This is a genomic window from Streptomyces sp. NPDC045968, assembly GCF_056430475.1.
In genome coordinates this window covers 474596-493644 of the sequence record NZ_JBWKLF010000003.1, presented here as the reverse complement: position 1 = coordinate 493644, position 19049 = coordinate 474596, and the positions used below count along the sequence as shown (strand labels likewise).

Sequence of the window (19049 nt, the reverse complement as noted above, 5' to 3'; positions counted from 1 at the left end):
TGTCGTGCATAGCGCCGGAGTGTGGGCACAATTGGCGTGACTGTGCAGAGCCGGCTGGCATCGCTCAACGGATGGGGAGGCAGGAACGACGGTGGCGGAACGTAGCACGGCTGCCGTCGACGTGGCCGACAACAGCGGCGACGAGCCGCTGACCGCCAAGGCGGACGAGGCCACGACCGACGGGACCGCGGAACCCCAGGACACAGCAGGCGCGAGCCCCGAGGACGCGGATGGTGGGCGAGAGGGCTCACATGGCATTCCTCCGGCACCCGATTTGCACAGTGGCCACAAACTCGCCGGACGCTATCGCCTCGAAGAGTGCGTCACCCGTCTGGACGGATTCAGCAGCTGGCGCGCTGTGGACGAGAAGCTGCGCCGTGCGGTGGGAGTGCATCTCCTCCCCGCCGACCACCCGCGTGCCCGCTCCGTGCTGGCCGCCGCCCGGTCCTCCGCTCTGCTCGGTGACCCGCGCTTCGTGCAGGTCCTGGACGCCGTCGAGGAGGACGACCTCGTCTATGTCGTCCATGAATGGCTTCCGGACGCCACCGAGCTCACCGCTCTGCTGGCCTCGGGACCGCTGGAGGCCCACGACGCCTACCAGCTCGTCAGCCAGATCTCCCAGGCGATGGCAGCCGCTCACCGTGAGGGTCTCGCCCATCTGAGGCTCACTCCCGGAGCCGTGCTGCGCAGTTCGACCGGGCAGTACCGCATTCGCGGCCTCGCCGTGAACGCCGCCCTGCGCGGCATCACCGCGGAGCGCCCGCTGCGCACGGACACCGAAGCCATCGGGGCGCTGCTCTATGCCGCACTGACCCATCGCTGGCCCTATGAGAACGATGCCTACGGGCTCTCGGGGCTCCCCAAGGGCGTCGGGCTGATCGCTCCCGACCAGGTGCGGGCCGGTGTCCACCGCGGGCTCTCGGAAATCGCCATGCGGGCGCTCGCCAACGACGGCGCGACCGCCTCCCGGCAGGAGCAGCCCTGCACCACTCCGGACGAGCTGGCCAAGGCCGTCGCGGCCATGCCGCGCATCCTGCCGCCGGAGCCGACGTTCACCGCACCGCCCGAGTACCAGCGCACGACGTACCAACAGGGCACCTACGGACGCCCGTCATCCCGTCCGACCCGTACGACGCAGCCCGTCATGGCGCCGCCTCCCCCGCTGCAGAGCCGCACCGGCAGGGCCCTGAAATGGGCCGTGTCCGCTCTGCTGATCGCTGCGCTCGGCCTGGGCAGCTGGCAGCTGGCCGAGACCGTCCTCGACCGGGGCAAGGACCCCGTGGACCCGGGCACGACGCAGACGACGCCGGAAGACGACGAGAAGAACAAGGTGATCGAAGGCGGCAAGCCCCTCTCCATCGCCGGGGCCAGGGACTACGACCCGCTCGGCGTGGACGGGTCGGAGAAGCCCGCCGCCATAAGGAACGTGCACGACAGCGATCCCAGCACCTTCTGGCACACGGACGGCTACTACACCGCCGACTTCGGCAGGCTCAAGGAAGGCGTCGGGGTCGTTCTCGACCTGGGCAAGGTCCAGCAGGTCGGCACCGTGGACGTCTCCTTCCTCGGAGGCACCACGTCGGTCGAACTCCGGACGACAGAGAGCTCGTCCGTGCCGGCGCTCCCGGGTGATTTCACCAAGGTCGCCGACGGATCAGGTACGAAGGTCTCCCTCAAGCCCGACGAACCGGTGAAGGCACGGTACGTTCTGGTCTGGCTGACCAATCTGCCGTTGAGCGACGACGGAAGATTCCGCGGCAAGGTCTCGGACATCAAGATCACCAGCTGACGGCACCAGGGGAGGGGGCTCACCGTTGGACAACGCCAGATTCGCCGACACGAACGACCAGGACCTCCTGGCCCAGCACGTCGCAGGCGATCCGGATGCCTTCGGCGAGCTCGTACGGCGGCACCGTGACCGGCTCTGGGCCGTGGCACTGCGCACGCTCGGCGACCGCGAGGAGGCAGCTGACGCGGTGCAGGACGCCCTGATCTCCGCCTTTCGCGCCGCCCACACCTTCCGGGGCCACTCCGCCGTCACCACGTGGCTGCACCGCATCACCGTCAACGCCTGCCTCGACCGTGCACGCAAAGCCGCCTCGCGAAAGACAGCCCCGGTCGACGATGCCGAGCGGCTCGACCAGCTCCTGGAACCGCATGAGTCCGCCGAGGCACCCGCCGTACGCCAGGATCTGCACCGTGAGCTCCTGGCCGCGCTGGCCAAGCTGCCGGCTGAGCAACGCGCCGCGCTCGTCCTCGTCGATATGCAGGGCTACCCGGTCGCCGAGGCCGCCCGCATACTCGATGTCCCGACCGGCACCGTGAAAAGCCGCTGTGCCCGGGGCCGCGCGAGATTGGTCCCCATGCTCACTCATCTGCGCGGTGATGCCGGGGATAGCGGCGACCGCACGAGGGGAAGGAACCGCTCGCAGGGGGCATCCGTCCCACCGGCGTCGGGACCTAGAGATGCAGGGGCAAATGATCCTGCTGCTGCGAAGGGAGGAGGTGGGCGCTCGTGACTTCCACGGCCGACATGGATCAGCATCCGGACGTCTCGGAGATCTCAGATCTCACTGAGGGACTCCTCTCCGCCTCCCGCACGGCGGACGTCCGTCATCACATCGACGGCTGCGCGCTCTGCGACGAGGTCCAGAGCTCGCTGGAAGAGATCCGCAGCCTTCTCGGGACCCTGCCCGGTCCCCCACGGATGCCCGACGACGTCGCCGGACGTATCGACGCCGCGCTCGCCGCCGAAGCACTCCTCAACTCCACCGCGCCCGCTGAAGCGGCCTCTGTTTCACGTGAAACGGAGCCCGCTGCCGAGGAGTCGGCCACATCGAAGACCGGGCCGGGGGACCGCCCCGCCGGGCATCCCCGGGGCGCGACCGGCCCCAGCCGCCGCTCCGCCCGCCGTCGGCGTCGCACGGCAGTGCTCGGTGCGGCCTTCGGTGCAGCAGTTGTCGGTGTGAGCGTCTTCCTGCTGCAAGCGGTTCAGCCCTCCCAGAACTCGGACTCGGCCTCCAAGATGGCGGACAGCAGCTCCAGCGCAGCCGAGGACGGTGCCCACACCTTCTCGGAAGGCACACTGGAGGGTCGCGTCGACGCGCTTCTCAGCAAAGCGACGGCATCCGAGCTTCCGGGCGGCGAGAAGAGGGAGCCGACCGCCGACTCGCAGTTGACCCCCGAGGTGTCGTCTGCGGACCCCTCCTCGCCCACGAACCCTCTGCGCACGCCCGCCGTGCCCGTGCCCTCTTGCGTACAGCAGGGCACCGGCCGCAGCACACCACCGCTGGCCGTGGAGCAGGGCACTTACCAGGGAACCGACGCCTACCTCGTCGTGCTGCCCCACACGACGGACGCCTCGCGCGTGCAGGCGTACGTCGTCGACGCGGCCTGTGTGGACGACACCCCCGCGGCAAGCGGAAAGTTGCTCCTCACTCACTCCTACACCCGCTCCTGAGCCCTGCGCCCACTGCCGCGGCACGTCGGGAATGCATGGCCCGTAGGATCCGTTGGGTGGGGTGAGAGTCGTTGAACCGGCCCCAGTAGGCAGTAGGCAGTCTGCAGAGACGAGGAAGACACCAGTGAGCGACGTCCGTAATGTGATCATCATCGGTTCCGGGCCGGCCGGTTATACCGCCGCCCTGTACACGGCTCGTGCGTCGCTGAAGCCGCTGGTGTTCGAGGGCGCCGTCACCGCCGGTGGTGCTCTGATGAACACCACCGACGTGGAGAACTTCCCGGGATTCCAGGACGGCATCATGGGCCCCGAGCTCATGGACAACATGCGCGCCCAGGCCGAGCGCTTCGGCGCGGAGCTGATCCCCGACGACGTGGTCGCCGTCGACCTGACCGGCGACATCAAGACCGTCACCGACACGGTGGGTACGGTCCACCGGGCCAAGGCCGTCATCGTCACCACCGGTTCCCAGCACCGCAAGCTCGGCCTGCCCAACGAGGACGCCCTCTCCGGACGCGGCGTCTCCTGGTGCGCGACCTGCGACGGGTTCTTCTTCAAGGACCAGGACATCGCTGTGGTGGGTGGCGGCGACACGGCCATGGAGGAAGCGACCTTCCTTTCCCGCTTCGCCAAGTCGGTCACGATCGTCCACCGTCGTGACTCGCTCCGCGCCTCCAAGGCCATGCAGGAGCGCGCCTTCGCCGACCCGAAGATCAAGTTCGCGTGGGACAGCGAGGTCGCCGCGGTCCATGGCGAGCAGAAGCTGTCCGGCCTGACGCTGCGCAACACCAAGACGGGCGCGACCTCCGAGCTCGCGGTGACCGGCCTGTTCATCGCAGTCGGCCACGACCCGCGCACGGAGCTCTTCAAGGGCCAGCTCGACCTGGACGACGAGGGCTACCTCCAGGTTGAGGCCCCCTCGACGCGCACCAACCTGTCGGGCGTATTCGGCGCCGGAGACGTGGTCGACCACACCTACCGGCAGGCCATCACCGCCGCCGGTACCGGATGCTCCGCCGCTCTCGATGCCGAACGCTTCCTTGCCGCGCTCAGCGACGAGAAGCTCGCCGAACCGGAGAAGACCCCCGCGGTCTGACCCACGTCACCCCCACCTCACACCCCGCGAAGTTAAGGAGGCCGCCGTGGCCGGCGACCTGAAGAACGTGACCGACGACACCTTCGACGAGGTAGTCCTCAACAGCAAGAAGCCCGTACTGGTCGACTTCTGGGCCGCTTGGTGCGGTCCGTGCCGCCAGATCGCCCCCTCGCTGGAGGCCATCGCGGCTGAGCACGGGGACCAGATCGAGATCGTCAAGCTCAACATCGACGAGAACCCGGCCACCGCCGCCAAGTACGGCGTGATGTCCATTCCGACGCTCAACGTCTACCAGGGCGGCGAGGTGGCCAAGACCATCGTCGGCGCGAAGCCGAAGGCCGCGATCCTCCGCGACCTCGAAGCCTTCATCGGCGAGTAGTAGGCAGCGCACTCTGTTTCACGTGAAACGGGCCCACCCCTCAGGGGTGGGCCCGTTTCTGTGTGTGCGCCGTCTGCTCAGAGAGGCCGCAGCGCCGGCTCCTTCTGAACAGCGCCCAACAACTTGTCCAAGGCCAACTCCACGTCTTCCTTCCAGGACAGCATCGTCCGCAGTTCCAGTCGCAGACGTGGGTACTTGGGATGCGGCCGTACGGTCTTGAAGCCGACCGCCAGCAGGTGATCCGCCGGCAGTACGCAGGCCGGCTCCTTCCACCGTGCGTCTCCGAACGCCTCGATCGCCTTGAACCCGCGCCGCAGCAAATCCTTCGCGACCGTCTGCACCAACACCCGCCCCAGCCCTTGCCCCTGATAACCGGGCAGGATCAAAGCGGTGATCAGTTGCACGGCGTCAGGAGACACAGGGCTCGTGGGAAACGCCGTCGCGCGGGGCACATAGGCAGGCGGTGCGTAGAGAACGAAGCCGACCGGCACATCGTCCACGTAGACGACTCGGCCGCAGGAGCCCCACTCCAGCAGGACCGCGGAGATCCAGGCTTCCTTTTCCAGTTCGGGTCTGCCCGCCTTTACCGCAGCTTCCCCGCTGACCGGGTCAAGCTCCCAGAAGACACACGAGCGGCAGCGTCTGGGGAGATCCGGAAGGTTGTCCAAGGTGAGCGGTACGAGCCGACGCCCCATGAAGGCGATTCCTCACTTCCTTCGCCCGCCGCATCGCGTGCGGCTGTCAGCGCACTCCGTTCACGAAACAAGCTGCCGACGAACCCTCCGACGGCTCCCAAGCCCAAGCCGACTGTCACCAGTCGGCTGCGGCTCACTGTTCGCATACCCCCGACCTCCTCCGAGGTGGCATCAAGGTGGGTGCGCCATACCAGAACGCATCGTATCCACCCAGACGTGCCACGGAAACCGGGAGAGAGCAAAGGGCGAGCTGTGGTCCGGCAATTGCCTGGACCCCAGCCCGCCCTCAGTCGGCTGTGGGAGATCAGTCCTCGTCGCCCTCGGAGGGCTCTTCGGAAAGTCCTCGGTCCAGCACCCGGCCCTCACCCGGAGCAAGGCTGCCGAGAATGCGGTCCAGATCCTCCATCGAGGCGAACTCGACGACGATCTTGCCCTTCTTCTGACCGAGGTCGACCTTCACTCGGGTCTCGAAGCGGTCCGAAAGCCGGGTGGCCAGATCACTCAGAGCCGGGGACAGCCGACCCCCCGCACGCGGACCCTTCGGCTTGGCGGAGCTCGTAGGGGTGGACCCCAAAAGCGTCACGATCTCCTCCACCGCCCGCACCGACAGCCCTTCGGCGACGATGCGGTGGGCGAGCCGGTCCTGCTCCTCCGAGTCGTCCACCGACAGCAGCGCCCGCGCGTGGCCGGCCGACAGCACACCCGCCGCGACCCTGCGCTGCACCGGCGGCGACAGCCGCAGGAGACGCAGCGTGTTGGAGACCTGCGGACGAGACCGGCCGATCCGGTCGGCCAACTGGTCGTGCGTGCACTTGAAGTCCCTCAGGAGCTGGTCGTACGCCGCCGCCTCTTCCAGGGGGTTCAGCTGGGCACGGTGAAGGTTCTCCAGGAGAGCGTCGAGAAGCAGCTTCTCGTCGTCGGTCGCCCGCACAATGGCCGGGATGCGCTCCAGACCGGCCTCACGGCAGGCCCTCCATCGCCGCTCACCCATGATGAGCTCGTAGCGGTCCTCCGCCACCTTGCGTACGACGACCGGCTGGAGGAGACCCACCTCCTTGATCGAGGTGACCAGCTCAGCGAGAGCATCCTCGTCGAACACCTCACGCGGCTGCCGGGGGTTGGGCGTGATCGATCCCAGAAGAACCTCGGCGAAGTACGCTCCAGCCGCATCCCTCGTCTCAGCAGCCGCGTCCGTGTCAGGGGCGCTGGGCTCCGGCACCACCGGAGCAGCAGGCAACGTGGTCACCTTCGCCGCAGCCACACCGCGCTCCGCTGTCAGTACCGGAACGGCACCCGGCCCGGACGCGGGGGACCCTACCTGCCGCTCCTGCGGAGCAGCGGGGATCAGCGCACCGAGCCCACGTCCCAGCCCTCTACGACGCTCACTCACTGGATGCCCTCCGAAACGCTTTGCTGGCTGTTCTGACTGCCCGTCTGGGCATGCTGGGCCTCGTAGTGCACCCCGACGCCCCTCAAGGCGATCTCACGGGCGGCCTCGAGGTACGACAACGAACCGCTGGACCCGGGGTCGTACGTCAGCACCGTCTGCCCGTAGCTCGGCGCCTCGGAAATGCGCACCGACCGCGGGATGCTCGTCCGCAGCACCTCCTTGCCGAAGTGGCTGCGCACCTCCTCCGCTACCTGGGAAGCGAGCCGGGTCCTGCCGTCGTACATGGTGAGCAGGATCGTCGACACATGCAGATCCGGGTTGAGATGCCCTCGCACCAGGTCAACATTCCTCAGCAGCTGCCCCAGGCCCTCCAGCGCGTAGTACTCGCACTGGATGGGGATCAGTACCTCGGCTCCGGCAACGAGTGCGTTGACCGTCAGCAGGCCGAGAGAGGGCGGGCAGTCGATGAGGATGTAGTCGAGCGGCTGCTCGTACGCCTGAATCGCCCGTTGCAACCGGCTCTCCCGTGCCACCAGTGACACCAGCTCGATCTCCGCACCGGCGAGATCGATGGTGGCGGGAGCACAGAAGAGACCTTCGATGTCCGGGACGGGCTGGACCACTTCGGAGAGCGGCCTGCTGTCGACGAGGACGTCATAGATGGAGGGGACTTCGGCGTGGTGGTCGATCCCCAGAGCCGTGGAGGCGTTCCCCTGCGGGTCGAGGTCGACCACCAGGACGCGAGCACCGTGAAGCGCCAGGGAGGCTGCAAGGTTGACCGTGGAGGTCGTCTTGCCCACCCCGCCCTTCTGATTGGCCACCACCATGACGCGCGTCTGGTCAGGGCGGGGCAGCCCCTCGCCGGCGCGGCCGAGGGCCTCGACCGCCAGCTGGGCCGCACGACCGATGGGTGTGTCGTCCATCGGAGACGGTGTTTCACGTGAAACACCGTCCCCCGCAGACTCGGTTCGGGGACCGGGGACCGGATCGGTCATCGGTCCCGCGATGTTGGCGTCGGACCGCAAGGATTCACTCTCCTCGACTTCAGGCTCGCAATGCACAGAGCCTGCCATGCTTTCGGGGTCGTGAACCAGCGAGGCCCGCTCTTCTGTGGATGAATCCACTTCTGTGGACAACTCGGCAACCCGTACGAGCTTGCGGTCGCGCGGCGTGGCAGCCGCACGACCGCGGCCGATGATTCCCTGCAGCAGAGAGCGACGTTTCACGTGAAACACGATGCCCGCGAAGCGCCACTAGCTCCCTACGACACTCCGTACCAGGTACGTATGGCTGCTTGTATGGAGCATCACTGACAGAAGGTATGAGCACGGCGCAACGCCGTGAAACAGGCAGTCGGCGCTACGTCGGCGCTGCGGTTCAGCGGCGCCGACGGGTGCGACCGACCCTCGCCGCCTTGGCCCTCTTTGCGGCGAACCTCACACCGCCGGGGCTCTCTCCGACCACCACGCGCACCACCGTGGTCGTCGGATCGACCACGCCCTCGCCGACGTGCAGCACTTCGGTCTCCACCACACCGAGCTTGCTGAGCGCCGCGCGAGCCCCGTTGATCTCCTCCTCGGCGGTGTCGCCCTTGAGCGCCAGCATTTCCCCGTACGGGCGCAGCAACGGAACGCCCCATCCCGCGAGGCGGTCGAGCGGAGCCACGGCGCGAGCCGTCACCACGTGCACCGGCGGCAAGGACCCGAGAACCTCCTCGGCCCTGCCGCGCACGACCGTCACATGATCAAGCCCCAGCAGCTCGACGACCTCCTGGAGGAAATTGGTCCGGCGCAGCAACGGCTCCAGCAAGGTGATCTTCAGATCCGGCCGCACCAGCGCCAGCGGGATACCGGGCAGACCGGCCCCGGACCCCACGTCGCACACGGTGACACCCTCCGGAACCGCCTCGGAGAGCACCGCGCAGTTCAGCAGGTGCCGCTCCCACAGCCGCGGTACCTCGCGGGGGCCGATCAGCCCTCGCTTGACCCCCGCGTCCGCAAGCAGTTCCGCGTACCGGACAGCCTCTGGGAAGAGCTCACCGAATACCGCCTGCGCCTCCTCAGGCGCCTGGGGGAGCTCTGCTGCCTCCGTCACGGGGACCGTCCTTCCGTACCGCACTAGCGCACTGTGGGTGGCTGACTATCAGGCTGACAAAGATCGGCCCCGCCTGCGAACAGACGGGGCCGACAGTACAAGGGTCCGGTCAGGCCGGCAGAACGACGACGAAGCGCTGCGGCTCCTCGCCCTCGGACTCGCTGCGCAGACCCGCTGCCGCTACCGCGTCGTGCACGACCTTGCGCTCGAACGGCGTCATGGGGTCAAGCTTCACCGGCTCACCGGAGGTCTTGACCTCGTTCGCCGCCTTCGCACCGAGCTCGGCAAGAACCTCGCGCTTCTTGGCCCGGAAGCCGCCGATGTCCAGCATCAGACGGCTGCGGTCGCCGGTCTCCCGGTGGACGGCAAGACGCGTCAGCTCCTGCAGCGCCTCCAGCACCTCACCGTCGCGCCCCACCAGCTTCTGCAGATCACGTGCCGACTCGCTGATGATCGAGACCGCCGCCCGGTCCGCCTCGACATCCATGTCGATGTCGCCGTCGAGGTCGGCGATGTCGAGCAGGCCCTCAAGGTAATCAGCCGCGATCTCACCCTCCTGCTCAAGGCGGGTCAGAGTGTCGCTGCCCTCAGCGGCCGCGGTCACGGTGCCTTCCGTCACGGATGGACTCCTTCTTACTTCTTGGACGGGTGCTTGGGCCGCTGCGGGCCCTTGCGCTGTCCGGACTTGGCTTGGCGTGAGGAACCGGAAGCGGGCTTGTCCGCCGGCTTCGGCTGGTCGTCCTGCGCTACGTCCTGCGAGGCATCCCGCTTCTCCAGCGAGGTCTTGGCTTCCGGCTCGGTGGAACCGGATTCCTTGGCCCCGCCGGGCTGGGCGGCACCCGTGTGACGCTTCGCCTTGGTCTGGCGCTTGGGCTGCTGACGCTTCGGCGCGGGCGCACCCTCCGCCTCGGCGATCGCCGCGTCGCTCTTCGCGACGGTGCCGTCCTCCTGAGCCGCGAGGCCCATCTTGGCCAGACCGGTGATGAACTTGCGCTCGATGTCGTTACGGTCCGTGCCCTTGGCCACGACCCGCTTGACGGTGTTGCGCCGAGTCCGTCCGCGTACCTCTCCATGAGCGGTGACGCTCTTCAGCAGACGCCCCAGGTACTGCTCCTGCGCCTTGCTGCCCGGCGTCGGGTTCTGGTTGATCACGTACATCTGCTGACCCATGGTCCAGACGTTGGTGGTCAGCCAGTACACGAGGACACCGACGGGGAAGTTGATGCCCATCACGGCGAAGATGATCGGGAAGATGTACATCAGCATCTTCTGCTGCTGCATGTACGGGGTCTTCACCGTCAGGTCGACGTTCTTCGTCATCAGCTGGCGCTGCGTGAAGAACTGCGAGGCCGACATCAGCACGATCATGATCGCGGTGACGACACGGACGTCGGTCAGCGAGGCACCGAGCGCCTGGACCTTCTCCTCGGTGTCCATGAACTTCGCGGCCAGCGGAGCGCCGAAGATGTGCGCCTGACGTGCGCTGTCGAGCAGCGGCTGGTCGATTTCGCCGATCGTCTTGCCCGAAGCGATGGACGAAAGCACGTGATAAAGGGCAAAGAAGAACGGGGACTGCGCCAGGATGGGAAGGCACGAGGAGAGCGGGTTGGTGCCCGTCTCCTTGTACAGCTTCATCATCTCTTCGGACTGACGCTGCTTGTCGTTCTTGTAGCGCTCCTGGATCGCCTTCATCTTCGGCTGGAGCACCTGCATGTTCCGGGTCGACTTGATCTGCTTAACGAAAAGCGGGATCAGACAGATCCGGATCAGGACCACCAGGGACACGATGGACAGGCCCCAGGCCCACCCCGTGTCATCACCGAAGAGCGAGCCATAGACCTTGTGGAACTGGACGATGACCCATGAGACAGGCCAGGTGATAAAGCTGAACAGACTGGCAATCGTGTCCACTAATCAGGCTCCTTGAGCATTGGGCGAGGTCTCTGTGGCCGGGCTCAGGGGTTCGGAGGCCGATCCCCTGGGAGGCACATCAGCGGCGGAGTCCCCGCCCTTGCCGCCGCGCAAAGAACTGCGCAGCAGTTCGTGCCAGCGCGGACGTTTGCGTGGCGGAACATGATCCACACCGCCGGGTGACCACGGGTTGCATCGGAGAATGCGCCATGCGGTCAGCGCCGTTCCCTTGATCGCACCGTGCCGGTCGATCGCCGTATATCCATAGTGGGAACACGACGGGTAGTAGCGGCAGACAGGCCCGAGAAGTGGGCTGATCGTCCACTGATACAGCTTGATGAGAGCCAGCAGCGGGTACTTCATCGCGCGCCCCCTCCCAGGAGCCGCTGAAACGCGGCATCCAGGTCTCGGGCCAGCTGTGGATGGTCGGCGTCGCCCGATCCGGGCAGCGCTCGTACGACAACAAGGCTACCGGGGGGCAGCTGAGCCAGCCGTTCGCGGACCAGATGGCGAAGCCTTCGCTTCACCGCAGTGCGTACGACCGCGCCACCCACAGCTTTGCTGACAACGAAACCCGCACGCGGCGGGGGAGCACTCTCCCCAGTCACGTGCGGGTCCGTTGAACCGCTGCTTAGATGGACGACGAGTAGCGGGCGACCGGCCCTGCGTCCTCGTCGTACCGCGGTCGCGAAGTCCTCGCGCCGCCTCAGCCGATTCTCGGTAGGCAGCACGTCATGAACCTGTTAGCGATCAGGCGGACAGGCTGCTGCGGCCCTTGCCACGGCGGTTCGCGAGAATCGCACGGCCGGCACGGGTACGCATACGCAGGCGGAAACCGTGGGTCTTGGCACGACGACGGTTGTTCGGCTGGAAGGTGCGCTTGCTCACTCGGGGGCTCCAGAAATGATCGTGTATTGGCGGGACATCGCCTGGCTGTCACCGTGCGCCCACGAGGAACTCGCGTAAACGCCTTAGTGCACCGCTTCACAATCACAGATCGTGATCTTTGCCCATCGGAGGCAGGCGGCAGCAGCCATCGACAACTCGACCTGGTCACGGTACGCGCGGCCGCACCATCCGGTCAAACCGGCTCCGCGCGACCCGCCACTGTGCACAGCCTGTGGACAACAACTTGAACCGTGCGGGTCGGCCTGACTACCGTGGCTGAACTCCGGTTCTTTTCCTTCCCGACTGCCGGGCCTCACCCGACCCGACCCATCCCGTCCCGAGAACCACACATTCGTGGGACCTGCGAGAGAGCGTGCCTTGTGGCTGACGTACCTGCCGATCTTGCCGCAGTGTGGCCACGCGTGCTGGAGCAACTGCTCGGGGAGGGGCAGCAGGGCATCGAGCCGAAGGACAAACAGTGGATCGAGCGCTGCCAGCCCCTGGCACTTGTCGCCGACACCGCACTGCTCGCCGTCCCGAACGAATGGGGCAAGCGCGTCCTGGAGGGCCGGCTCGCGCCGCTCATCAGCGAGACGCTCACCCGTGAGTGCGGCCGTCCGATCCGTATCGCGATCACCGTCGACGACTCGGCGGGCGAACCGCCGTCTCCGCCGGCGCCCCCGATGCACCAGTCGCACCAGGGCCAGCAGTCCCATCGCTACCAGGGGCCCCAGCGCGACGACCCCCAGCACGAGGACTCGTACGACACCTACGGTCGCCGGCCCTCCGACGACGGCATGCCGACGGCTCGCCCGGCCTACCCGGACTACCAGCAGCAGCGCCCCGAGCCCGGAGCGTGGCCGCGCACCCAGGACGACCTCTCCTGGCAGCAGCCCCGGCACGGCGGCTATCAGGACCGCGACCCGTACGCGAACCCGCGTCCCCAGCAGCCGCAGCACGACTACCGCCCCCAGCCGCCGGAGCGCCAGGGCTACGAGCAGCAGCGCCCCGACCGCCAGGACATGCAGGAGTCGCAGCCCCAGCACCGCCAGAACGGCCCGGGCACCGGGCGCAGCGGCGGCGGTCCCGGCACGATGGGCGGGCAGTCGTCGCCCGCGCCGCGCCCCGGCGAGCCGCAGGCCCGGCTGAACCCGAAGTACCTCTTCGACACCTTCGTCATCGGTGCGTCGAACCGGTTCGCGCACGCCGCGGCCGTGGCTGTCGCCGAGGCTCCCGCGAAGGCGTACAACCCCCTCTTCATCTATGGGGAGTCGGGGCTCGGCAAGACTCACCTGCTGCACGCCATCGGGCACTATGCGCGGAGCCTCTATCCGGGGACCCGGGTGCGGTACGTGAGCTCGGAGGAGTTCACCAACGAGTTCATCAACTCGATCCGCGACGGCAAGGGCGACACCTTCCGCAAGCGCTATCGCGACGTGGACATCCTGCTGGTCGACGACATCCAGTTCCTGGCGAGCAAGGAGTCGACGCAGGAGGAGTTCTTCCACACCTTCAACACGCTCCACAACGCCAACAAGCAGATCGTGCTGTCCTCGGACCGGCCGCCCAAACAGCTGGTGACCCTTGAGGACCGGTTGCGTAACCGTTTCGAGTGGGGTCTGACCACCGATGTGCAGCCGCCCGAGCTGGAGACGCGCATCGCGATCCTCCGTAAGAAGGCGGTGCAGGAGCAGCTCAACGCCCCGCCCGAGGTGCTGGAGTTCATCGCCTCCCGCATCTCCCGGAACATCCGGGAGCTGGAGGGCGCCCTGATCAGGGTGACGGCCTTCGCCAGCCTCAACCGGCAGCCGGTCGACCTGGGCCTGACCGAGGGCGTACTGAAGGATCTGATCCCTGGCGGCGAGGACGCGGCCCCCGAGATCACCGCGCCGGCCATCATGGCGGCGACCGCCGACTACTTCGGTCTGACGGTGGAGGATCTCTGCGGTTCGTCGCGCAGCCGCGTGCTGGTGACGGCCCGGCAGATCGCGATGTACCTGTGCCGTGAGCTGACGGATCTGTCCTTGCCGAAGATCGGCGCCCAGTTCGGCGGCCGTGACCATACGACGGTGATGCACGCGGACCGGAAGATCCGGGCGCTGATGGCGGAGCGGCGCTCCATCTACAACCAGGTCACCGAGCTCACCAACCGCATCAAGAACAGCTGACGGGCCGGGCATTCGGCTCCTGTACGACGAAGGGCGCCCCAGGAAGGACCGCAAAAGGTCTCCTGGGGCGCCCTTCGTCGTTCCGAAGAGGCACCTGGAGCCGCTCGAAACCCTCCGCGACCACCGGCCGCCCCCCTCGTCCGCGTCCCCTCTGTTCGAATACGAGCGCGCTGAGGGCACTTCTCCACAGATCTACGGGGAATCTGCCGTCCACAGCCTGGGGACCACGAAGTTGTCCATAATGCGTCCACAGGCCTGTCTCCCGATACTTCATCAGGCCAGGTCAGGAGGCTGGGGATTTGTGGTCAACGTTGATCCACAGCCTGTGGACAACTTATTCGTCCACAGGGGGCGGTTTGGGTTGTCCACCGGCGGCCCACAGGCTGGGTGATGTTGTCCCCAACTTCTCCACACCCCTGTCCACTGTTCGGCAACGCAACACACGCCCTCACCGCCCGGAGTGAAAGGCGTCACACCAAGAGGGTCGGTTGGGCTGTGGGGAACGTGGGTAAAGCTGGGGACGGCCCTGGGGAGAAGTGACCGGCTCCTGTGCATCGGGTGTGCAGAACTTTCGCGTGTCCACAGAAGCCCTCGGTTGTCCACCGGCACCGCCCACAGGGCCGGTGGACAAAAAACGGGGTCTGACCTGCGAAAACAAGGTTATCCACGGTTTCCACAGGCCCTACTACTACTGCCACACATAGTTAGCCAGGAATCCGCTTCGAAGTGGGGCCTGTGCACAACTTCGGCCGGGCCCGCTCCGGACCTCTCGTCGCGACTTGACCCCGAGCAGCAACGAGTGTCGGTGCCGTACGTCAGACTGGACCCCGGCGTCCTCCCCAGCCCCACGGCAGGAAGACCCCGACCAGACGACGAAGGCCAGCAGGGCGAGCGAGCAACAGCAGGAGGCGGTTCCGGTGAAGATCCGGGTGGAGCGCGATGTACTCGCGGAGGCGGTGGCCTGGGTGGCCCGAAGCCTCCCGGCCCGTCCGCCGGCGCCCGTTCTCGCGGGCCTTCTTCTGAAGGCTGAGGACGGAGCCCTCAGCTTCTCCAGCTTCGACTACGAGGTCTCGGCCCGGGTCTCGGTGGACGCGGAGGTCGACGAGGACGGCACGGTGCTCGTCTCCGGCCGGCTCCTCGCCGACATCTGCCGCGCCCTTCCGAACAGGCCGGTGGAGATTTCCACAGACGGTGTACGGGCGACCGTGGTCTGCGGCTCGTCGCGATTCACACTCCACACCCTTCCTGTGGAGGAGTACCCGGCACTGCCGGAGATGCCGACGGCGACCGGCACCGTTCCCGGTGAGGTCTTCGCCTCGGCCGCCGCCCAGGTCGCCATCGCCGCGGGCCGCGACGACACGCTGCCCGTGCTCACCGGCGTCCGGATCGAGATCGAGGGCGACACCGTCACCCTCGCCTCCACCGACCGCTACCGCTTCGCCGTCCGCGAGTTCCTGTGGAAGCCGGAGAACCCGGACGCCTCGGCGGTGGCCCTCGTGCCCGCCAAGACGCTCCTGGACACCGCCAAGGCGCTGACCAGCGGTGACACGGTCACGCTCGCGCTGTCAGGTTCCGGTGCCGGTGAAGGGCTGATCGGTTTCGAGGGTGCCGGACGCCGTACGACGACGCGTCTGCTCGAAGGCGACCTGCCGAAGTACCGGACGCTGTTCCCCACCGAGTTCAACTCGGTCGCGGTCATCGAGACCGCCCCGTTCGTCGAGGCCGTCAAGCGCGTGGCCCTCGTCGCCGAGCGGAACACCCCGGTGCGGCTCAGCTTCGAGCAGGGCGTGCTGATCCTGGAGGCCGGTTCCAGCGACGACGCACAGGCTGTGGAGCGCGTCGACGCCGTGCTCGACGGCGACGACATCTCGATCGCCTTCAACCCGACGTTCCTGCTGGACGGGCTCAGCGCGATCGACTCCCCCGTCGCCCAGCTCTCCTTCACGACGTCCACCAAGCCCGCCCTGCTGAGCGGCCGCCCGGCCGTCGACGCGGAGGCGAACGACGCGTACAAGTACCTGATCATGCCGGTCCGCCTCTCCGGCTGACCGGGCGATCGACCTGTCACGGCAGCATCCGGCGGGCACGCTCGACGCTGAGCAGGCCCGCCTCGCTGTCCCCGGCCGGGCGTAGGCTCGGCTTTGGGTACGAATCGGCACAACGCTTAAGGAATCTCTGATGGAGCTCGGTCTCGTCGGCCTCGGCAAGATGGGCGGCAACATGCGCGAGCGCATCCGCCGCGCAGGCCACACCGTCATCGGTTACGACCGCAACCCGGATGTCTCGGACGTCCAGAGCCTCGAAGAGCTCGTGGGCAAGCTCAAGGGCCCGCGCGTCGTCTGGGTGATGGTTCCGGCGGGTGCCGCGACCCAGTCCACCGTCGACGAGCTGGCGGCTCTGCTGTCGCCCGGCGACATCGTGGTCGACGGCGGGAACTCGCGCTGGACGGACGACGAGAAGCACGCGGTCGAGCTGGGCATCAAGGGCATCGGCTTCGTCGACTGCGGAGTCTCCGGCGGCGTCTGGGGCCTGGAGAACGGCTACGCGCTGATGTACGGCGGCGAAGCCGAGAACGTCGCGAAGGTCCAGCCGATCTTCGACGCACTCAAGCCCGAGGGTGACTTCGGCTCCGTGCACGCGGGCAAGGTCGGCGCCGGGCACTTCGCGAAGATGGTTCACAACGGCATCGAGTACGCCATGATGCAGGCGTACGCCGAGGGCTGGGAGCTCCTGGAGAAGGTCGACTCCGTCACCGACGTGCGCGAGGTCTTCCGCTCCTGGCAGGAGGGCACGGTCATCCGTTCCTGGCTGCTCGACCTGGCGGTCAACGCGCTGGACGACGACGAGCACCTCGACAAGCTGCGCGGTTTCGCCGCCGACTCCGGTGAGGGCCGCTGGACGGTGGAGGCCGCCATCGACAACGCGGTGCCGCTGCCCGCGATCACCGCCTCGCTCTTCGCGCGGTTCGCCTCGCGCCAGGACGACTCCCCGCAGATGAAGATGATCGCCGCGCTGCGCAACCAGTTCGGCGGCCACGCGGTCGAGAACAAGAAGTAGATCGAGCAGTACCAGCACGGAGCAGGAAATCGGGAGGTCGGCGCACATGCACGTCACGCATCTCTCGCTGGCCGACTTCCGCTCGTACGCCCGGGTCGAGGTTCCACTCGACCCGGGCGTCACCGCGTTCGTGGGTGCCAACGGCCAGGGGAAGACCAATCTCGTCGAGGCCATCGGCTATCTCTCGACGCTCGGCAGCCACCGCGTCTCGTCCGACGCGCCGCTGGTGCGGATGGGGGCGGAGCGGGCCGTGATCCGGGCCGCCGTCACCCAGGGCGAGCGGTCACAGCTGATCGAGCTCGAACTGAACCCGGGGCGGGCCAACCGCGCCCGGATCAACAGGTCGTCGCAGGTCAGGCCCCGTGACGTGCTGGGCATCGTACGGACCGTGCTGTTCGCTCCGGAGGATCTGGCCCTGGTGAAGGGTGATCCCGGTGAGCGGCGCCGCTTCCTCGACGAGCTGGTCACGGCGCGTTCGCCCCGGATGGCTGGGGTCCGTTCGGATTACGAGCGGGTGCTGAAGCAGCGCAACACCCTCCTGAAGTCCGCGGCCATGGCCCGCAGGCACGGTGGCCGTTCGATGGATCTGTCGACGCTGGACGTCTGGGACCAGCATCTGGGCCGGGTGGGCGCGGAGCTGCTGGCGCAGCGGCTGGATCTGATCGCGACGCTGGAGCCGCTCGCGGACAAGGCGTACGGGGACGTCGCGCCGGGTGGCGGCCCCGTGACCCTGGAGTACCGGAGCTCGATCGGTGCCGGGGTGGAGCCCGCGCGGACGCGCGAGGAGCTGTACGAGCAGGTGATCGCCGCGCTCGCGGAGGTCCGCAAGCAGGAGATCGAGCGGGGCGTGACCCTGGTCGGACCGCACCGTGACGACCTGCTGCTCGGGCTGCGCGGAATGCCGGCGAAGGGCTACGCGAGTCATGGCGAGTCCTGGTCGTACGCGCTGGCGCTGCGCCTGGCCTCGTACGAGCTGCTGCGCTCCGAGGGCAACGAACCGGTGCTGATCCTGGACGACGTGTTCGCGGAGCTGGACGCGCGGCGCCGGGAGCGGCTGGCGGAGCTGGTGGCTCCGGGCGAACAGGTGCTGGTGACGGCTGCCGTGGACGACGACGTTCCGGGTGTGCTCGCGGGTACGCGGTACGGGGTGTCCGCGGGCGGGGTGGAGCGGGTATGAGCGGCCGCAGAGGGACATCGGGGGCCCCGGGCCCCGGTTCGGGTGGCACCGAGCCCTCGCTGGACTCCGTGGGTGAGCCGGATGTACGTGAACGAGTGGCGAAGCAGCCGGAGGTCTCGGGCGTCGACCTGGCGCGTGTGGCCCTGCGGGCGGCGAAGGAACAGGCTCGTGCGCGTGGTGCTGCGGCGCAGCAGAAGAAGCAGGCCAGGCGTGGCGGCGGGCTGCGTTCGGGGGCGCGGTCCGACGGTCGTGATCCGTTGCCGCTGGGTTCGGCGATCAACCGGCTGATCACCGAGCGCGGGTGGGAGACGCCCGCGGCGGTGGGCGGTGTGATGGGGCGGTGGCCGCAGATCGTCGGCGACGATCTGGCGAATCACTGCGTGCCGTTGCGGTACGACGAGGCTCCGGCCGAGCGCGTGCTGACCGTGCAGTGCGATTCGACGGCGTGGGCGACCCAGCTGCGGCTGCTGGCTCCGCAGCTGGTGGCACGGCTGAACACGGATCTCGGGCAGGGCACGGTGAGGTTGATCAAGGTGCTGGGGCCGACGGGTCCGCAGCGCCGCTTCGGTCCGTTGCGCGCACCGGGGAGTACGGGTCCCGGGGACACGTACGGCTGAGGCTGAGCTGGGGTTTTCCCGCTCCGTGCTGGTGGTGCCCCGGCCTGTGCCGGGGCTTTTCACTTCGTCTTCCTTCCGGTGGCGCTGCACTCCCGGTGCCGCCCGCTGCTCCCGGGT

At 67.8% G+C, this 19049-nt stretch carries 19 protein-coding genes; 10 read left to right on the top strand and 9 right to left on the bottom strand.

Annotation, left to right across the window (positions count from 1 at the left end):
- Window positions 1-91: 91 nt before the first annotated feature.
- The 5 genes from AC07FA_RS11895 to trxA all read left to right on the top strand — a co-directional run bounded on the left by AC07FA_RS11895 (window position 92) and on the right by trxA (window position 4935).
- Window positions 92-1789: a protein kinase family protein gene (locus AC07FA_RS11895; protein ID WP_479074901.1), complete on the top strand. Its 1698-nt coding sequence runs from the start codon at window positions 92-94 to the stop codon at window positions 1787-1789.
- 25 nt (window positions 1790-1814) lie between these two features.
- On the top strand, window positions 1815-2519 hold the full coding sequence (sigM, locus tag AC07FA_RS11890) for an RNA polymerase sigma factor SigM (protein ID WP_479074899.1): 705 nt from the start codon (window positions 1815-1817) through the stop codon (window positions 2517-2519).
- Window positions 2516-3460, top strand: a complete 945-nt coding sequence (locus AC07FA_RS11885) for a hypothetical protein (protein WP_479074898.1) — start codon at window positions 2516-2518, stop codon at window positions 3458-3460. Before sigM ends, AC07FA_RS11885 begins: the two co-directional genes overlap by 4 nt.
- A 124-nt stretch (window positions 3461-3584) precedes the next feature.
- Window positions 3585-4556 carry a thioredoxin-disulfide reductase gene (gene trxB, locus AC07FA_RS11880; RefSeq protein ID WP_479074897.1) on the top strand — a complete coding sequence of 324 codons (972 nt, stop codon included), beginning with the start codon at window positions 3585-3587 and terminating at the stop codon, window positions 4554-4556.
- Between the two features lie 46 nt (window positions 4557-4602).
- Window positions 4603-4935 (top strand): thioredoxin, encoded by a 333-nt coding sequence (gene trxA, locus AC07FA_RS11875; RefSeq protein WP_328911253.1) that lies wholly within the window; start codon window positions 4603-4605, stop codon window positions 4933-4935.
- A 77-nt stretch (window positions 4936-5012) separates the two neighbouring features.
- On the opposite strand, the gene AC07FA_RS11870 is transcribed toward trxA, so the two are convergent.
- From AC07FA_RS11870 to rpmH, 9 genes are all read right to left on the bottom strand, one after another.
- Window positions 5013-5630 carry a GNAT family N-acetyltransferase gene (locus AC07FA_RS11870; protein WP_479074895.1) on the bottom strand — a complete coding sequence of 206 codons (618 nt, stop codon included), beginning with the start codon at window positions 5628-5630 and terminating at the stop codon, window positions 5013-5015.
- A 304-nt stretch (window positions 5631-5934) separates the two neighbouring features.
- Window positions 5935-7020 carry a ParB/RepB/Spo0J family partition protein gene (locus AC07FA_RS11865; RefSeq protein ID WP_479074894.1) on the bottom strand — a complete coding sequence of 362 codons (1086 nt, stop codon included), beginning with the start codon at window positions 7018-7020 and terminating at the stop codon, window positions 5935-5937.
- Window positions 7017-8093: a ParA family protein gene (locus tag AC07FA_RS11860; RefSeq protein WP_479075173.1), complete on the bottom strand. Its 1077-nt coding sequence runs from the start codon at window positions 8091-8093 to the stop codon at window positions 7017-7019. Before AC07FA_RS11860 ends, AC07FA_RS11865 begins: the two co-directional genes overlap by 4 nt.
- A gap of 304 nt (window positions 8094-8397) precedes the next feature.
- The gene (rsmG, locus tag AC07FA_RS11855; protein ID WP_479074892.1) at window positions 8398-9114 is read right to left on the bottom strand and encodes a 16S rRNA (guanine(527)-N(7))-methyltransferase RsmG; all 717 of its coding nucleotides are present in this window, start codon (window positions 9112-9114) and stop codon (window positions 8398-8400) included.
- A 109-nt stretch (window positions 9115-9223) separates the two neighbouring features.
- Window positions 9224-9733: a Jag family protein gene (locus AC07FA_RS11850; RefSeq protein ID WP_479074891.1), complete on the bottom strand. Its 510-nt coding sequence runs from the start codon at window positions 9731-9733 to the stop codon at window positions 9224-9226.
- A 14-nt stretch (window positions 9734-9747) separates the two neighbouring features.
- The gene (yidC, locus tag AC07FA_RS11845; RefSeq protein ID WP_479074889.1) at window positions 9748-11025 is read right to left on the bottom strand and encodes a membrane protein insertase YidC; all 1278 of its coding nucleotides are present in this window, start codon (window positions 11023-11025) and stop codon (window positions 9748-9750) included.
- Between the two features lie 3 nt (window positions 11026-11028).
- On the bottom strand, window positions 11029-11388 hold the full coding sequence (yidD, locus tag AC07FA_RS11840) for a membrane protein insertion efficiency factor YidD (RefSeq protein ID WP_479074888.1): 360 nt from the start codon (window positions 11386-11388) through the stop codon (window positions 11029-11031).
- A complete protein-coding gene (gene rnpA / locus AC07FA_RS11835) occupies window positions 11385-11756 on the bottom strand; it encodes a ribonuclease P protein component (RefSeq protein ID WP_479074887.1) in 372 nt (123 codons plus the stop codon). Before rnpA ends, yidD begins: the two co-directional genes overlap by 4 nt.
- Before the next feature lie 19 nt (window positions 11757-11775).
- Entirely contained in the window at window positions 11776-11913 is a 138-nt protein-coding gene (gene rpmH, locus AC07FA_RS11830) for a 50S ribosomal protein L34 (RefSeq protein WP_003967884.1), read from the bottom strand.
- Between the two features lie 380 nt (window positions 11914-12293).
- Between rpmH and dnaA the strand changes: the two genes are divergently transcribed.
- The 5 genes from dnaA (at window position 12294) to AC07FA_RS11805 (ending at window position 18932) form a co-directional block, all read left to right on the top strand.
- A complete protein-coding gene (gene dnaA, locus AC07FA_RS11825; RefSeq protein WP_479074885.1) occupies window positions 12294-14081 on the top strand; it encodes a chromosomal replication initiator protein DnaA in 1788 nt (595 codons plus the stop codon).
- A 917-nt stretch (window positions 14082-14998) separates the two neighbouring features.
- Window positions 14999-16129 carry a DNA polymerase III subunit beta gene (gene dnaN / locus AC07FA_RS11820; protein WP_383789515.1) on the top strand — a complete coding sequence of 377 codons (1131 nt, stop codon included), beginning with the start codon at window positions 14999-15001 and terminating at the stop codon, window positions 16127-16129.
- 130 nt (window positions 16130-16259) lie between these two features.
- Window positions 16260-17138 carry a phosphogluconate dehydrogenase (NAD(+)-dependent, decarboxylating) gene (gene gnd / locus AC07FA_RS11815; protein WP_479074884.1) on the top strand — a complete coding sequence of 293 codons (879 nt, stop codon included), beginning with the start codon at window positions 16260-16262 and terminating at the stop codon, window positions 17136-17138.
- A 46-nt stretch (window positions 17139-17184) separates the two neighbouring features.
- Window positions 17185-18315, top strand: coding sequence for a DNA replication/repair protein RecF (recF, locus tag AC07FA_RS11810; RefSeq protein WP_479074883.1), 1131 nt, complete (start codon window positions 17185-17187; stop codon window positions 18313-18315).
- On the top strand, window positions 18312-18932 hold the full coding sequence (locus AC07FA_RS11805) for a DciA family protein (RefSeq protein WP_479074881.1): 621 nt from the start codon (window positions 18312-18314) through the stop codon (window positions 18930-18932). The genes recF and AC07FA_RS11805 overlap by 4 nt, the downstream gene beginning before the upstream one ends.
- The last annotated feature ends 117 nt before the right edge of the window (window positions 18933-19049 follow it).

What these genes read in the sequence shown, in the direction of transcription:
- yidD (WP_479074888.1), bottom strand. Translation starts at nt 11,388, where the DNA reads ATGAAGTACCCGCTGCTGGCTCTCATCAAGCTGTATCAGTGGACGATC.
- AC07FA_RS11805 (WP_479074881.1), top strand. Translation starts at nt 18,312, where the DNA reads ATGAGCGGCCGCAGAGGGACATCGGGGGCCCCGGGCCCCGGTTCGGGT.
- recF (WP_479074883.1), top strand. Translation starts at nt 17,185, where the DNA reads ATGCACGTCACGCATCTCTCGCTGGCCGACTTCCGCTCGTACGCCCGG.
- AC07FA_RS11860 (WP_479075173.1), bottom strand. Translation starts at nt 8,093, where the DNA reads ATGGCAGGCTCTGTGCATTGCGAGCCTGAAGTCGAGGAGAGTGAATCC.
- AC07FA_RS11870 (WP_479074895.1), bottom strand. Translation starts at nt 5,630, where the DNA reads ATGGGGCGTCGGCTCGTACCGCTCACCTTGGACAACCTTCCGGATCTC.
- gnd (WP_479074884.1), top strand. Translation starts at nt 16,260, where the DNA reads ATGGAGCTCGGTCTCGTCGGCCTCGGCAAGATGGGCGGCAACATGCGC.